Consider the following 13,199-nt stretch of genomic DNA (forward strand, 5'->3'; position numbering starts at 1 on the left):
CATCCTCCCTCGTCAGCCGCCCGGTTTCCCGCCAGCGCCGAGCGGTAACGCCGCACCGGCAGGTCTGTGCCACGGCTCCGGGAGGCATGCGCCGGGGCGGCCCGGGTAGGCAGCCGGGTGCAGACCGCAAAGATCAGCGACCACGGCTTCCTCGCGGACGGCCGCAGCGCGGCTCTGGTGGACCACACCGGGTCGGTGAACTGGTGGTGCCCGGGTCGGTTCGACGCCCCGTCGGTGTTCGCGCGGCTGATCGGCGACGACGCCGGACACTGGTCCATCCGGCCGGAGACCGACGACTTCACCGTCGAACGCCGCTACCTCGACGACACCCTGGTCCTGCGGACCGTCTTTCGCACCGCCGAGGGCGAGGTCGAGCTGACCGACGCGCTGGCCCTGGAGCCCGGCGCGCGCGAGCACGATATCGGTCACCGCTCGCCGCAGGTGCTGGTCCGCTGCGTGCGGGGCCTCGCCGGCGAGGTGCCGATGCGGGTGCACTACCGGCCCCGATTCGAGTACGGCCGGACCACGCCGTTCCTCGTCGAGCAGGACGGCGGCCTGGAGGCGGTCGGCGGAGCCAGCCGGCTCACCCTCGTCGGGACCGTGCGGCTGACCTGCGGCGACGGCGAGGCCGCCGCGACCTTCACCGTCCGCGCCGGCACGCTGCACAACTTCACCCTCGGGTACGCCCCGACCTACGACTCGCCGCGACCACAGGTGCCCGACGCCGACCGGACCGTGGCGGACACGGCCGAGGGATGGCGCTCCTGGGCACGCAGGCACGGGTACGAGGGCATGTATGCCGACCACGTCCGACGTAGCGCGCTCATCGTGCAGGGCATGACGTACCGGCCCAGCGGCGCGGTGGTGGCCGCCGTGACGACCTCGCTGCCCGAGGAGCTCGGTGGGGACCGGAACTACGACTACCGGTACGTGTGGGTGCGGGACTTCAGCCTGACCCTGCGAGCGCTGTGGCGGACGGCGTGCTTCGACGAGGTGCAGCGGCAGTTCACCTGGCTCGGCCGGGCGATGGGCCGGATCGACGAGGAGCCGGTGCCCATCATGTACGGGGTGCTGGGGGAGCGGGACCTCACCGAGCACCGCCTGGACCAGCTCGCCGGCTACCGCGACAGCCCACCGGTGATGATCGGCAACGACGCGTGGCGGCAGCGCCAGACCGACGTCTTCGGCGAGGCGATGGACGCGGCCTGGCTCATGCGTGACCGGCTGGAACCGTTGGAGCCGGACGTCTACCACCTGCTGCGCTCCCTCGCCGACAAGGCCGCCCGGGACTGGGCGCTACCGGACGCGGGGATGTGGGAGGAGCGCGGGATCGAACACCACCACGTGTCCTCCAAGGTGCACTGCTGGTCGGCGTTGGACCGGGCGGTCCGCTTCGGCGCGCGACTGGGTGATCCGCAGGACATCGCCCGCTGGGCGGCCGCCCGCGACGCGGTGCGCGCGCAGGTGCTGGAGCGAGGGTGGAGCGAGCGGGTCGGGGCGTACACCGGAAGTTACGAATCCGACGAGTTGGACGCGTCGGTGCTGGTGCTACCCCTGGTGGGGTTCCTGCCGGCCGACGACGAGCGGATGCGCTCGACGATCCGTGCCGTGGAGGCCAAGCTGTCCCACGACGGCCTGCTGCGACGCTGGGACGGCGACCCGGCGGGGTTCCTGATCTGCTCGTTCTGGCTGGTGTGCTGTCTGGCGCTGGGCGGGGAGCGGGACCGGGCGCGCGAATTGTTCGAAACCCTCCTCGCGCGACTCAACGACCTGGGTCTGTTCGCCGAGCAGATCGACCCGCGGACCGGGGATCAGCTGGGCAACTTCCCCCAGGCGTTCTCGCACATCGGCCTGATCAACGCCGTCGGTGTGCTCAGCGACGTCGAACAGGACCCGGCGCTGCGCAGCCTCGGCACGCCGCCCGCCTTCTTCACCCCGGCGTCGCGCTGAGCACGTCGCCCGGGCCCGGGGGATGATGCCGGCATGAGGCTGGTGCTCACGGCGGACACGCATCTCCCCAAGCGGGCCCGGGACCTCCCGGAGCAGTTGTGGACGGCGATCGACGCGGCGGACGTCGTGCTGCACGCCGGCGACTGGGTCGACGAGTCGCTGCTCGACGCGATGACCGCCCGCGCGCGGCGGCTCGTCGGCGTGTACGGCAACAACGACGGGCCGGAACTGCGCGCCCGGCTGCCCGAGGTGGCCCGCGTGGACCTCGACGGGCTACGGGTCGCCGTGGTGCACGAGACGGGCCCGCGCACCGGCCGGGAACAGCGGTGCGCGGCCCGCTTCCCCGACGTCGACCTGCTGGTCTTCGGGCACTCGCACATCCCCTGGGACACCGTGGCCCCCAACGGGCTGCGCCTGCTCAACCCCGGGTCGCCCACCGACCGTCGATCCCAGCCGTACGCCACCTACCTGGAGGCCGAGACGACCCGGGGGAGCCTGGAGTCCGTACGCCTGCACACCCTGCCGAGGCGCTGACCAGCGCGACCTACTGACCCCGGCCCGTCTCGGCCTGGAGCTCGTCGATCCGCTTCGAGGCCTCGGCCTTGGTCAGGTCGTCCGGGAGCGTCGCGTCCGCCTCCCGGGCCAACGTGGCCAGGTACGACTCCTGGGCCGCCGTCGGCGGCTCGTCGCCGGTGACCCACTCGTCCGGGTCCTTGATCGCGCCGCGCGGGTCGGCCTGGTCGTTGCTACGGTCCGTCATCCTCATCACCCTTTCTTCGAACAGGTGTGCCAGTACCCCGATCGCCGCCGGTTCATGCCGCTGGGGTCTGTTTCATGAGGGCGGCCGAGCCGAGGCGGAGTCCGGGCGGCGATCCGGCAAGGCGCGGTGGCGTCCGGATACCGGTGTTGTATCCGGACGCGACCGCAACGCCGCCGGTCGTCGTCCGGGCCCGCCGCAGGCCGGCCAGTTCTGATGAAACAGACCCTAGGATCACCGGATGAGCGTGAACTCGTCAGGTGTGCTGGTGATCGGGGCGGGGATCGCCGGGGTGGCGTGCGCCGTGGAGCTGACCCGCGCCGGGGTGCCCGTGCGGATCCACGAACGCGGGCACGTCAGCGGCGGTCGGATGGCCAGCAAGCGCTTCGCCGGCCGACCCGCCGACATCGGCGCCGCGTACTTCACCGCCAGCGACCCGGACTTCGTCGAAGTGCTCGAGCAGTGGCGTGCCGCCGGTCTGGTCCGGGAGTGGACCGACACCTTCTGGGCGTACGACACGAACGGCCGTCACGAGGTGCCCGGCCCGCTGCGCTACGCCGCCCCACGCGGGCTCCGGTCGCTCGTCGAGCACCTGGCCGGACCGGTGCCGGTGACCGTGGACCGGTTGGTGCTCTCGGTCGAACCCGGGCCGACGGTCGACGGCGAGGCGTACGACGCGGTCGCCCTGGCCATGCCGGGACCGCAGGCGGCCCTGCTGCTCGATCCGGCCCTGGCCGACGCCACCGGCGTCGTACAGGCGCAGACCTGGTCGCCGACCCTCTCCGCGGTGCTGCGCTTCGAGTCCCGGCGCTGGCCGACCTTCCGCGGCGCGTTCGTCAACGACCACCCGGTGCTCAGCCTCGTCTGCGACGACGGCGACCGGCGCGGCGACGACGCGCCGGTGCTGGTCGCGCACACCGTGCCGGAGTTCGCCGCCGGGTACCTGGCCCAGCCGTCCGCGGCCGGGCCGGCCATCGAGCAGGCCGTCCGGGACCTGCTCGGGCTGCCCGACGAGACCGCCGACGTGCACGTGCACCGCTGGACGTACGCCAAGCCGACCGGCGAGCCCACCGACGTCACCCACCACCTCGACGCGGACGGGATCGGCCTGGCCGGCGACGCGTTCGGCGCACCCCGGGTGCAGAGCGCCTGGCGCTCCGGCCGGGACCTCGGTCGCGCACTCGCCGCCCGCCTCGGCTGAGGGTCCCGGCGGGTTCAGGGGTGTCCGGCGGCGGCCACCGGCTGGGCCTCCCGCTCGGACGGGTCCGCGGTGCGCTCACCCTCGCGGTCCAGCAACTGCATCACCGGGGTCGCCGCGACGCCGTGCACCACCACGGACACGAGCACCACCAGCCCGACCGTCGCCCACAGCAGCTCCGCCTGCGGGAAGTCCGTCTTCGTGGTGGCGTACGCCAGGTAGTAGAACGAGCCCACGCCACGGATGCCGAACAACGAGATCACCCAGTGCTCCGCCGGGCGGCCGGGCGCGCCGCGCAGCGACAACCAGCCGACGGCCGGCCGGATCAGGAAGACCAGCGCCAACCCGACGGCCGCCGCCGGCCAGGTCAGCGGCGCGAGCAGGCCGCCCACGATCGCGCCGCCGAGCAGCAGCAACAGCACCAGGGTGAGCAGCCGTTCGACCTGCTCGGCGAAGTCGTGCAGCACCGAGTGGAACTCGTGGGTGCGCTCGGCGGCCCGGATGGCCCGGGCGGCCACGAACACCGCCAGGAAGCCGTACCCGCCGGCCACCTCCACCAGCCCGTACGCCAGGAACGTGGCGGCCAGCGCCAGGAAGCCCTCGGCGTGCCGGGCCAGCCGCAACTCGCTGGGCGCCCGGAAGAACAGCTTGCCGAGCAGCCAGCCGATGAGCAGGCCGCCGCCCACACCGACGCCCACCTTCCAGAGCACGTCCACGGTGAACCACTCGGCCATCCAGGCGCGGGGGGCGAGGCTGGTCGAGGCGATCGCGATGGCCGCGTAGACGAACGGGAACGCCAGCCCGTCGTTGAGGCCGGCCTCCGAGGTCAGCGCGAAGCGGACCTCGTCCTCGGAGTCCTCCACATCGGTCGGCTCGCCGACCTGCACGTCGGCGGCGAGCACCGGGTCGGTCGGGGCCAGCGCGGCGGCCAGCAGCAGCGCCGCGGCGGGCACCAGGCCGGCCCACCACCAGCCGAGCAGCGCCACCGCCGCGATGCACACCGGCATCGCGATGGCCAGCAGCCGCCAGGTGGACGACCAACGGCTCCAGCTCAGCGGCCGGTCGATCTTCAACCCGGCGCCCATCAGGGCGACGATCACCCCGATCTCGGTCAGGTGGGTGGTCAGCTCGGGATGGGCCAGCGGGTCCGGTGTGGGTAGTCCGATCGGAAGGACGAAGACCAGCATGCCGAGGGCGAGGAACGCGATCGGCATGGAGAGCGGGCGGCGCTCCAACACCCTCGGCAGGATGCCCGCGAGCAGTGCGCCCACGCCCACCAACGCGAACGCCACATCTACCGGCTCCACGAACACCACCCTCTCGCCGCACCCGCACGGTGCGGGTAGGTGGCCACAGATGCCCCGGAAGACTCGCCGCTAAGCGTGTCCGCCCGTGCGAACCGGAGTGGGCTTCACCTCGGGCGGGTGAGGGGGGAGTCCGCCAGCTCGGCCAGCAGCGCGGCCGGATCGTCGTACACCGCCACCGCGCCCGCGCCGGCGAGTTCGCCGCGGCTCGTGCCACCGCAGGTCAACCCGACGCACGGGATGTCGAGCTTGCCGGCCGCCGCGACGTCCCACACCGAGTCGCCGACGAAGACGACCCGCTCGGCGGCCAGCCCCGACTGCGCGAGCGCCGCTTCGAGAATGTCCGGCGCGGGCTTGCTCTCCTGCGCGTCGGCCGACGAGGTGACGGTGTCGATCACGTCGTCCGCGTTCAGCGCCCGACGCAGCGCGCCGACCTCGTGCTCGGCGGCGGAGGTGGCGAGCACCACCCGCAACCCCCGCTCGGCGCAGGCGCGCAGCAGGTCCGCCGCACGAGGCAGGGGCGTCAGCCGTCCCCAGTACTCGGTGTAGAGGGTGTCGTGCGCCTCGCGCAGCTTCGGATCCTCGTCGCGGTCCCGCTCCGGGCCGAGCAGGTGATCCAGCAGCTTGTCCGAGCCCATGCCGATCGAGCGGTGCACGGTCGCCATCGGCACCGGCCGGTCGGCCTGACGCAGCGCCTCCCACCAGCTCACCGTGTGCAGGTACGTGGTGTCGACAAGGGTTCCGTCGACGTCGAAGAGCACCCCTTGGGGTTGTTCGTTGGCCATGGCCGCACTCCTACCCCTTGCGCGATCGGCTGACTCGCCCCGGCCGCGTGGATGGGTACGACTCAGTGTGGCTCGCCCGGAGGGACGAGGATCTCGAACCAGACCGTCGAGCCGCGCACCGACGGGTCGGTGCCCCAGGCGTCGCTCAGCTCCTCGATGAGGCCCAGTCCGCGCCCGCGACTGCTCAACGTGTCGGTACGCGCCCGGGTCACGGTGCCCCGAGTGCCGGAGTCGGCGACCGAGACGAGCAGGCGCTCGGGGCTGAGGTCGATCTCCACCCGGGCCGCCGTGCCGGCGTGCAGCAACGCGTTGGTCGTGAGCTCGCTGGTGCACAGCACCGCCGCGCCGATCACCGACTCGGGCACCCGCCACTCGGTGAGCTGACCGGTCATCCAGTGCCGGACCCGGCTCGGCGCGGTCGGCTCCGCCGGCACCTCCATCGCCGCCGACCGGCTCGGCTTGAGGGCGTGCTCGACCGCCAGCACCGCCACGTCGTCCTCGGTGCCGCCGGACACCGCGGCGGTCGCCACCGCGCAGAGGGCGCGGGGGTCGCTGGTGCCGGCCTTGGCCACGGCGTCGCCGAGGGTGTCCATCCCGGCGGTCAGGCTCTGCCTGCGCCGCTCCACCACCCCGTCGCTGAACAGCAACAGGGTGTCGCCGGGCGGGAACGCGACGGTGACGGTGGTCGGCCGCCCGCCCAGCCCCAGCGGGGGAGCGGGCGGCACCTGCACGTACTCGGCGTGCGTGCGGCCGTCGGGCGCGCACCTGCGGATCAGGGGAGCGGGATGACCGGCGCTGGCCAGGGTCAGTTCCCGCCGCTCGGCGTCGATGACCCCGAACGCCACGGTGACGAACAGCTCGTGGCTGCCGGCCTCCGCGCCGAGGCTGGTCACCAGCCGGTCCAGGCCGGTCAGCACCGCGTCCGGCGCCGGATCGGCCAGGGCCAGCGCGCGCAGGGCCGCCCGCACCTGCCCCATCCGCGCCGCGGCCTGGACGTCGTGCCCCGCGACGTCGCCCAACACCACGCCGAGCGCGCCGGTGGGCAGCAGGAACGCGTCGTAGAAGTCGCCGCCGGCAGCGTTGCCGTCCACCCCCGGGTCGTACCGGGCGGCGATCCGCAGCCGCGGCAGGTCGGGCAGATGCTCGGGGAGCATGCTGCGTTGCAGCAACTGGGCGGTGCCGTGCTGGGTCTCGAACCGCCGGGCCCGCTCAGCGGCCTGGCCGATCAGCTCCGCCGACGCGGCCAGGAGCGCCCGCTCGGCGGCCGACCAGGAGTGCGCCACCTGGTAGCCGACCGTCAGGCCGCCCCGGACCACCGACGTGCCCAGCGGCAGCGCGGCCATCGAGCGGATCTTCTGGTCGTGCCGGTCCACGGCGGTGTCGCGCAGCGGCTGACCGTCGCGGGTGAACAGGGCCTCGCCCGACCGGGCCGCCAACGCGACCGGACCCTCCCAGTCGGCCGGCGCCCGCCGCCACAGCGGGGGCAGCCGCTCGTCGGCCTCGTCCATCAACTCGCCGCGGACCCGACGCACCATCCGCCAGCCGCCGCCACCCTCGTCGACCACGAACGCCACCCGGTCGGCGTCGAACATTCCGATGGTGTGACGCAGCGCGACCCGGGCCACGTCGTCGAGGGTGAGGGTGCCGGCGAGCGCGGCGGCCACCTCGCTGAGACTCCGCAACTGCTCGGTGACGTGAGTGGTTTCGGCGGCCACCGTCAGGATTCCAACGATCTGCCCGGCGCTGTCGCGTACGGGCGAGTGACTGCGGGTGAAGGCCACCTGTTCGACAGCGCCACTCTCCCCGATCAGGGGAAGGGTGGACTCCTTCTCCAGGAACGGCACACCCTGCCGGTAGGCGCGCTCGATCGCGTCACCGAAGCCGGGCAGCTCCCAGACCTCGGCGTGGACCTCGGCGGCCGGTCGACCGAGGGCGCTCGGATGCTTGCTGCCCAGCAACTCGGCGTAGCCGTCGTTGTAGAGCAGGACGAGGTCGTCGCCGTACGCCAGCGCCATCGGCATCGGGGCGGCCAGGATCACGCCCACCACGGCCCGGACCGCCGCGTCCCACTCCTCGCGCGGGCCGAGCGTGGTGGCGGACCAGTCGTGGGCCAGCACGGCTGCCGCCCCGGGCCCGGTGGATGCGCCGGGGACCGGAATTGCTGGCGTGGGGACTCGCCCGACCGTTCCTGGCATGTTCGCAGCCTAGCCCGCCGTCGCTCAGCCGCATCCGATCATGTGCGCGGGTCGCGGCCGGCCCCCGCGTGGTTGCTGTTCGGGCAGGTCAGGGCCCCTGTTTATCGACTTGTCGGAAAAATGGCAGTGAGCCGCCCGGACTGCTGTACCGGTGGCCGGGTATGCGCCCGGCGCAGTCCACGCGACAGGAGGGACATCATGCTGAAAACCCTCGCGGTGCGGCAGGCCGACATCGGCGACGCCATCGCCGACACCTGGAGGTCGGTGCTGCTCTTCATCCCGAAGGCAGTGGCCTTCATCGTCATCCTCGTGGTCGGCTGGCTTATCGCCAGAGCGGTCCTCAAGATCGTGGATGCGGTGCTGGAACGGGTGCGCTTCGACGAAGCCGTCGAACGCGGAGGCATCAAACGGGCACTCGAGAGAACGAAGTACGACGCCAGCGACATCCTGGCCAGGTTGGCGTATTACGCCGTCCTGCTGTTCACCCTGCAGTTCGCCTTCGGAGTCTGGGGGCCCAACGCGATCAGTGACCTGATCAGCGGCGTGGTGGCCTGGCTGCCGCGCGCGTTCATCGCGATCGTCATCGTGGTGGTCGCGGCCGCCATCGCCAACGCCGTCCGGGATCTGGTCACCGGGGCGCTGGGCGGACTCTCGTACGGCAAGGTCCTGGCGGACCTGACGGCGATCTTCATCATCGCGCTCGGCGTGATCGCCGCCCTGAACCAGGTGGGTATCGCCACCACGGTCACCACTCCGGTGCTGATCGCGGTCCTCGCCACGGTCGCCGGCATCCTGATCGTCGGCGTCGGCGGTGGCCTGGTCAAGCCGATGCAGAAGCGCTGGGACGGCTGGCTGGACCGGGCCGCCCGGGAAGCCCAGGCGGTGCAGGAGCACCGGCGGGCCACCTCGGCGGGTCGCGGTGACATGGAGCGGCAGATGGCCGACCGTGGCGGCGACCGGACCCAGGCCATGCCCCGGGTCGACGAGCAGTCGACGATGTCCGGTGGGCGTGGCACGTACCAGTCCGGCGCGGGCGACCAGACCCAGCAGTACCGCCCCTGACGGGGCGTGACCGTGCCAGGAGGAGGGCGTCCACGCAGTCGTGGGCGCCCTCCGCGCGCTCAGGACCGGTCGAGCGAGCGGGCCAGCGCGCAGACGGCGACCAGCCGGGCAAGGGGCCACTCCGGCGCGTTCCAGTCCACCGGCCCGCGCGGCGGGGTCCACCCGTACTCCAGGGCGGCGGCGCGTACCCCCTCGGCGTAGCCGGCGAGCGTCGCGGCGGTCAACGGCCGCCGGTCACCGTCCAGGCTGTCGCGGACGGCGGCGGCGTGCTGGTCAACCAGCGCCAGGAGCCCGGGACGGGCGGCGGCGGCCGCGAGGCCGGCGGTGCCCACGGACACGGTGAGGGCGGCCAGGGTGGACCGCGCCGACTCGACGGCGGTCGGGGCGGCGACCCGCTTGAACGGCACACGCATGGTGACCGAGGCTAACCGACCGGTGATCGCCCGGCCTCGGCCGCTCGGCGCTTGTGGGTTGTGCCACCGGACGAGTCGACGCTGGCCGCGAGGGTTGATCCGGCACAGACGGGGCACCAGGCATCCGACGACGCAGGACGGCACAGAGCGTGGGAGCAGCGATGGAGCAGCGGGCGGACGGGCCGGACGAGCAGCACCGGCGGCCGGCCGGGGTGAGCGACGAGACGGTAGCCGCGCTGGGCAAGCTCAGCGAGGCAATGGAGTCCGTCGAACGGGCCCGAGGGCACCTGTACTCGCTGCACCAGCTGATCGGGCACGCCGACCTGATGCTCGACGACGCGGTGGAGAAGTTCCGGGCCGCAGGGCACCACCGGATCGCCGAGCGGATCGACACCGAGCTGCTGGGTCGCAACGTGATCGCCGGCCGGTGGACGTTCCAGATCGTCGAGGACTTCGACGACGGTTACCACGCGCTGTTCCAGGAGCTGGACCGGCAGGCCCGCGACGAACTGGTGGGCGGGCGGCGACACCTCTACGAGGCGGAGATGAAGGAACGCCGCCGCAGCCGGGGCCAGCCGGGGCACGAGGCCCGGCCGGCCGGCGAGGGCTGACTACTCGCTGGGGGCGTTGGCGGGCCGGCGACGGGCGGCGTCGTCGGCGATGATCACGGTGGCCACCATCAGCGCGACGCAGACGCTGAACAGCCACGAGTCGTCGGAGACGAGCCGGGCCGACACCGGTGCCTGGAGCGCGGCGAGCAGGAAGCCGAGCCAGGCGAGGCGGCGCTGACGCGTGGAGAGGATTCCGGAGCCTTGATGCATCCCGAAATTCTTACGCGAACACGCTCGTTTGCCGTCCCCCGATCGGCCGATTCTGACTGAGCTGTCCGCTTTCTCGACCGTCCGGACACCACTTCTTGTCGCAGCGGGCGAGCGGCCCCCGCCACCGGTAGGGTGCGCTGCGGCAGGATGCTGTCCCATGTCCACCTCGCCTCCGCCGCCCCGGGCCGCGCTGCTCCTGCTGGCCTACCTCGCGTTCGTCAGCCTCGGCCTGCCGGACGGCCTGCTCGGCGTCGGCTGGCCCTCGATCCGGGCGGACTTCGGCGTACCGACCGAGGCCGTCGGGTTGCTGCTCACCGCGGGCACCGTCGGCTACCTCACGTCCAGCGTGCTGGCCGGGTTCACGCTGGCCCGCATCGGCGTGGGCGCGCTGCTCGCCGCGAGCACCCTGCTCGCCAGCCTGGCGCTGACCGGTTACGCCCTGAGTCCCGGGCTGGCCGTGATCGTGGGCTGCGCGCTGCTGCTCGGGCTGGGCTCCGGCGCCGTCGACTCCGGGCTCAACGCGTACGCCGCCGCAGCGTTCGGTCCACGCCACATGAACTGGCTGCACGCCTTCTTCGGCCTGGGGGTGGCGATCGGTCCACTGATCATGACAGCGGCGCTGAGCGCCGGACTCGCCTGGCGCTGGGGGTACGGCATCGTGGCCGCCGCCCAGGTCGCCCTCGCCACGGCGTTCGCGCTGACCGTACGAGCGTGGCGACGCCGCGATCCCGCCTCCGGGGCGGACCCGGGGACTCCCGACACCGCCGCGCCGGTCCGGGTGCCGGTCCTGGCCACGCTACGGCTGCCGGTCGTCTGGTCGGGGACGCTGGCCTTCGCGCTGTACGTCGCCATCGAGGTGTCCGCCGGACTGTGGGCGTTCCTGCTGCTCAGCGAGGGGCGCGGCCTGAGCGCCGCGGTGGCGGGCGGCTGCGTCTCGGCGTACTGGGGGAGCCTCTTCGTCGGCCGGGTGGTGCAGGGGGTGGTGGCCGAACGGCTCGGGCCCCGGTCGGTGTTGCGGGTGAGCCTCGCCGGCATGGCCGTCGGCGCGGCGCTGATCGCCGTCCCCGGCTCGGCTGTGCTGGCGGTACTCGGCCTGGTCGTGCTCGGTTTCGCCGCCGCGCCGGTGTTCCCGCTGCTCACCCTCACCACCGCCGAGCGGGTCGGCGCGGCGCACGCGGACCGCGCCATCGGGTTGCAGATCGGCGCCGCCGGTCTGGGCGCGGCGCTCGTTCCGGCGGGCCTCGGCGTGCTGATCAGCAACGTGTCGGTACAGGCGCTCGGACCGGCTCTGGTGGTGCTCGCCGTCGCGCTGATCGTGCTCTATGAGCTGGGCGCCCGCCGGCCGTCCGGGGACGCCGGGCGGACCGGACCGCCCGGCGAGAGCTGTCAGACGTCCGGTCCGGTACGGCCGGTCGTGGACGGACGGTAGGCGCGGTCCGGGTCGGTCGGCTCCCGGCCCGCCTCACCACCCCGGTCGGCCGCCGCCGGACCGTGCCCGAAGGCGGCCTCCTCGCCGGCGTCGTTGCCGGTCACGTCGTCGGCCTGCCCGTCGATGGTGGAACCCGCCACGGCGCGCTCCAACTCCTCCAGCGGCAGCCGCTCCTCGTCACGCCACACCCTGTCGTCCGTCATGACATCAGCGGTACCCGGGCGCGATGATCGCAAACAGGTGCTCCGGGGCCCGGAACACGACGATGGCCGCCGGGAACCCGGCGGCCATCGTCTTTCGCGTACGCCCCGATCACGGCTGCGGGCGGTCCACCGTGCCGCGCCAGGCGCCGGTCTCCTGACCGCGCCGCTCGATGAACGTCTTGAACCGCTCCAGGTCGCCCTTGGCGCGCCGGTCGACGATGCCGAGCTTGTCGCCGGCCTGCTCGACCACACCGTGCGGCTCGAACTCGAGCTGAAGGGTGACCCGGGTCTTGCTCTCGTCCAGGCGGTGGAAGGTCACGACACCGGCCTGCTGGGTGCCGCCGGTCGAACGCCACGCGACCCGCTCGTCGGGGAGCTGCTCGGTGATCTCGGCGTCGAACTCGCGCTTCACGCCGGCGATGTCCACCTTCCAGTGGGTCATCGTCTCGGAGAGCTGCCGGACCTCCTGCACGCCCTCCATGAACTGGGGGAACTCCTCGAACTGCGTCCACTGGTCGTACGCGGTGCGCACGGGTACGGAAACCTCGACGTGTTCGGTAACGCCACTCATCGGTCAATCCTCCTTCGGCCGCTGGCTGTCGGATCGGGGGGTGATCCCTACCAGCGGGTTGTCTCGTTCTTGTGGCCGAGCGCGGCCCACACCTCGGAGACCGTCTGGTACTCGGTGCCCTCGGGCAGCCGTTCCAGCGCCGCCACGATGTCGTCGGGCGCCTCGTTCTCCCGCGCGCTGGCGATGAGCACCAGCCGGTCGCCGGGCAGCGCGCTCATCGAGATGAACCGGCCGAGCCGGCTGCGCTGCTCCACGTCCGTGGAACTCATCCCCTGCGGGGTGCCGGTGCGCAGGTCACCCGCCGGGGCCGTGGTGGCCTCCGGCTGGTCCTCACCGGCCGGCTCGGGCACCCGGGCCTCGTCGACCCGTGAGCCGCCGGTCCCCGGCCCCTGCACGAGGCCGCTGACCTCCTGGCTCATCTGGTCGTCGATCCTCGGTCCGTGCTTGCTGTTGCCACGCTCCATGCCTTCTGCGCTACCCGGCACCCCGTCAGGTAAACCGGCACCGGGCC

At 72.9% G+C, this 13,199-nt stretch carries 15 protein-coding genes; 6 read left to right on the forward strand and 9 right to left on the reverse strand.

Annotation, left to right across the window (positions count from 1 at the left end; genetic code table 11):
- Window positions 1–117 precede the first annotated feature (117 nt).
- Both ACQPZK_RS10710 and ACQPZK_RS10715 read left to right on the forward strand, forming a co-directional pair.
- A complete protein-coding gene (locus ACQPZK_RS10710; RefSeq protein ID WP_433538144.1) occupies window positions 118–1,950 on the forward strand; it encodes a glycoside hydrolase family 15 protein in 1,833 nt (610 codons plus the stop codon).
- Between the two features lie 33 nt (window positions 1,951–1,983).
- Window positions 1,984–2,484 (forward strand): metallophosphoesterase family protein, encoded by a 501-nt coding sequence (locus ACQPZK_RS10715; RefSeq protein WP_433538145.1) that lies wholly within the window; start codon window positions 1,984–1,986, stop codon window positions 2,482–2,484.
- Between the two features lie 10 nt (window positions 2,485–2,494).
- Here ACQPZK_RS10715 and ACQPZK_RS10720 read toward each other — a convergent pair whose 3' ends face one another.
- Window positions 2,495–2,710, reverse strand: a complete 216-nt coding sequence (locus ACQPZK_RS10720; protein ID WP_357119772.1) for a DUF3072 domain-containing protein — start codon at window positions 2,708–2,710, stop codon at window positions 2,495–2,497.
- Window positions 2,711–2,969: 259 nt separating this feature from the next.
- Here ACQPZK_RS10720 and ACQPZK_RS10725 point away from each other — a divergent pair, with 259 nt between their 5' ends.
- On the forward strand, window positions 2,970–3,908 hold the full coding sequence (locus ACQPZK_RS10725) for an NAD(P)/FAD-dependent oxidoreductase (RefSeq protein ID WP_433539172.1): 939 nt from the start codon (window positions 2,970–2,972) through the stop codon (window positions 3,906–3,908).
- A 14-nt stretch (window positions 3,909–3,922) separates the two neighbouring features.
- Here ACQPZK_RS10725 and ACQPZK_RS10730 read toward each other — a convergent pair whose 3' ends face one another.
- The 3 genes from ACQPZK_RS10730 to ACQPZK_RS10740 all read right to left on the reverse strand — a co-directional run bounded on the left by ACQPZK_RS10730 (window position 3,923) and on the right by ACQPZK_RS10740 (window position 8,189).
- On the reverse strand, window positions 3,923–5,212 hold the full coding sequence (locus ACQPZK_RS10730) for a cation:proton antiporter domain-containing protein (protein ID WP_433538146.1): 1,290 nt from the start codon (window positions 5,210–5,212) through the stop codon (window positions 3,923–3,925).
- Between the two features lie 104 nt (window positions 5,213–5,316).
- A complete protein-coding gene (locus ACQPZK_RS10735) occupies window positions 5,317–5,994 on the reverse strand; it encodes an HAD family hydrolase (protein WP_433538147.1) in 678 nt (225 codons plus the stop codon).
- Between the two features lie 62 nt (window positions 5,995–6,056).
- Window positions 6,057–8,189: a SpoIIE family protein phosphatase gene (locus ACQPZK_RS10740; protein ID WP_433538148.1), complete on the reverse strand. Its 2,133-nt coding sequence runs from the start codon at window positions 8,187–8,189 to the stop codon at window positions 6,057–6,059.
- A 198-nt stretch (window positions 8,190–8,387) separates the two neighbouring features.
- Here ACQPZK_RS10740 and ACQPZK_RS10745 point away from each other — a divergent pair, with 198 nt between their 5' ends.
- Window positions 8,388–9,251 carry a mechanosensitive ion channel family protein gene (locus ACQPZK_RS10745; protein ID WP_433538149.1) on the forward strand — a complete coding sequence of 288 codons (864 nt, stop codon included), beginning with the start codon at window positions 8,388–8,390 and terminating at the stop codon, window positions 9,249–9,251.
- A gap of 59 nt (window positions 9,252–9,310) precedes the next feature.
- Here ACQPZK_RS10745 and ACQPZK_RS10750 read toward each other — a convergent pair whose 3' ends face one another.
- Window positions 9,311–9,664 (reverse strand): DUF6401 family natural product biosynthesis protein, encoded by a 354-nt coding sequence (locus ACQPZK_RS10750; protein WP_433538150.1) that lies wholly within the window; start codon window positions 9,662–9,664, stop codon window positions 9,311–9,313.
- Between the two features lie 161 nt (window positions 9,665–9,825).
- Between ACQPZK_RS10750 and ACQPZK_RS10755 the strand changes: the two genes are divergently transcribed.
- Window positions 9,826–10,275 (forward strand): hypothetical protein, encoded by a 450-nt coding sequence (locus tag ACQPZK_RS10755; RefSeq protein ID WP_433538151.1) that lies wholly within the window; start codon window positions 9,826–9,828, stop codon window positions 10,273–10,275.
- Here ACQPZK_RS10755 and ACQPZK_RS10760 read toward each other — a convergent pair whose 3' ends face one another.
- Window positions 10,276–10,485, reverse strand: a complete 210-nt coding sequence (locus tag ACQPZK_RS10760; RefSeq protein ID WP_355053423.1) for a hypothetical protein — start codon at window positions 10,483–10,485, stop codon at window positions 10,276–10,278.
- A gap of 157 nt (window positions 10,486–10,642) precedes the next feature.
- Between ACQPZK_RS10760 and ACQPZK_RS10765 the strand changes: the two genes are divergently transcribed.
- Window positions 10,643–11,914 (forward strand): MFS transporter, encoded by a 1,272-nt coding sequence (locus ACQPZK_RS10765; protein ID WP_433538152.1) that lies wholly within the window; start codon window positions 10,643–10,645, stop codon window positions 11,912–11,914.
- Here ACQPZK_RS10765 and ACQPZK_RS10770 read toward each other — a convergent pair.
- From ACQPZK_RS10770 to ACQPZK_RS10780, 3 genes are all read right to left on the reverse strand, one after another.
- Window positions 11,872–12,117, reverse strand: coding sequence for a hypothetical protein (locus ACQPZK_RS10770; RefSeq protein ID WP_433538153.1), 246 nt, complete (start codon window positions 12,115–12,117; stop codon window positions 11,872–11,874). The two genes, ACQPZK_RS10765 and ACQPZK_RS10770, sit on opposite strands and share 43 nt — an antisense overlap.
- A 109-nt stretch (window positions 12,118–12,226) precedes the next feature.
- Complete coding sequence (locus ACQPZK_RS10775; RefSeq protein ID WP_433538154.1) at window positions 12,227–12,688, reverse strand: SRPBCC family protein; 462 nt, start codon at window positions 12,686–12,688, stop codon at window positions 12,227–12,229.
- Window positions 12,689–12,735: 47 nt separating this feature from the next.
- Entirely contained in the window at window positions 12,736–13,152 is a 417-nt protein-coding gene (locus ACQPZK_RS10780; RefSeq protein WP_433538155.1) for a DUF2795 domain-containing protein, read from the reverse strand.
- Window positions 13,153–13,199 lie beyond the last annotated feature (47 nt).

This window comes from Micromonospora sp. CA-249363, assembly GCF_050950185.1.
Taxonomy (GTDB): Bacteria; Actinomycetota; Actinomycetes; order Mycobacteriales; family Micromonosporaceae; genus Micromonospora.

Excerpts from the sequence above, each read along its gene's own strand:
- ACQPZK_RS10715 (WP_433538145.1), top strand. The coding sequence starts at position 1,984 with ATGAGGCTGGTGCTCACGGCGGACACGCATCTCCCCAAGCGGGCCCGG.
- ACQPZK_RS10720 (WP_357119772.1), bottom strand. The coding sequence starts at position 2,710 with ATGACGGACCGTAGCAACGACCAGGCCGACCCGCGCGGCGCGATCAAG.
- ACQPZK_RS10735 (WP_433538147.1), bottom strand. The coding sequence starts at position 5,994 with ATGGCCAACGAACAACCCCAAGGGGTGCTCTTCGACGTCGACGGAACC.
- ACQPZK_RS10740 (WP_433538148.1), bottom strand. The coding sequence starts at position 8,189 with ATGCCAGGAACGGTCGGGCGAGTCCCCACGCCAGCAATTCCGGTCCCC.
- ACQPZK_RS10745 (WP_433538149.1), top strand. The coding sequence starts at position 8,388 with ATGCTGAAAACCCTCGCGGTGCGGCAGGCCGACATCGGCGACGCCATC.
- ACQPZK_RS10750 (WP_433538150.1), bottom strand. The coding sequence starts at position 9,664 with ATGCGTGTGCCGTTCAAGCGGGTCGCCGCCCCGACCGCCGTCGAGTCG.
- ACQPZK_RS10755 (WP_433538151.1), top strand. The coding sequence starts at position 9,826 with ATGGAGCAGCGGGCGGACGGGCCGGACGAGCAGCACCGGCGGCCGGCC.
- ACQPZK_RS10760 (WP_355053423.1), bottom strand. The coding sequence starts at position 10,485 with ATGCATCAAGGCTCCGGAATCCTCTCCACGCGTCAGCGCCGCCTCGCC.
- ACQPZK_RS10765 (WP_433538152.1), top strand. The coding sequence starts at position 10,643 with ATGTCCACCTCGCCTCCGCCGCCCCGGGCCGCGCTGCTCCTGCTGGCC.
- ACQPZK_RS10770 (WP_433538153.1), bottom strand. The coding sequence starts at position 12,117 with ATGACGGACGACAGGGTGTGGCGTGACGAGGAGCGGCTGCCGCTGGAG.
- ACQPZK_RS10775 (WP_433538154.1), bottom strand. The coding sequence starts at position 12,688 with ATGAGTGGCGTTACCGAACACGTCGAGGTTTCCGTACCCGTGCGCACC.
- ACQPZK_RS10780 (WP_433538155.1), bottom strand. The coding sequence starts at position 13,152 with ATGGAGCGTGGCAACAGCAAGCACGGACCGAGGATCGACGACCAGATG.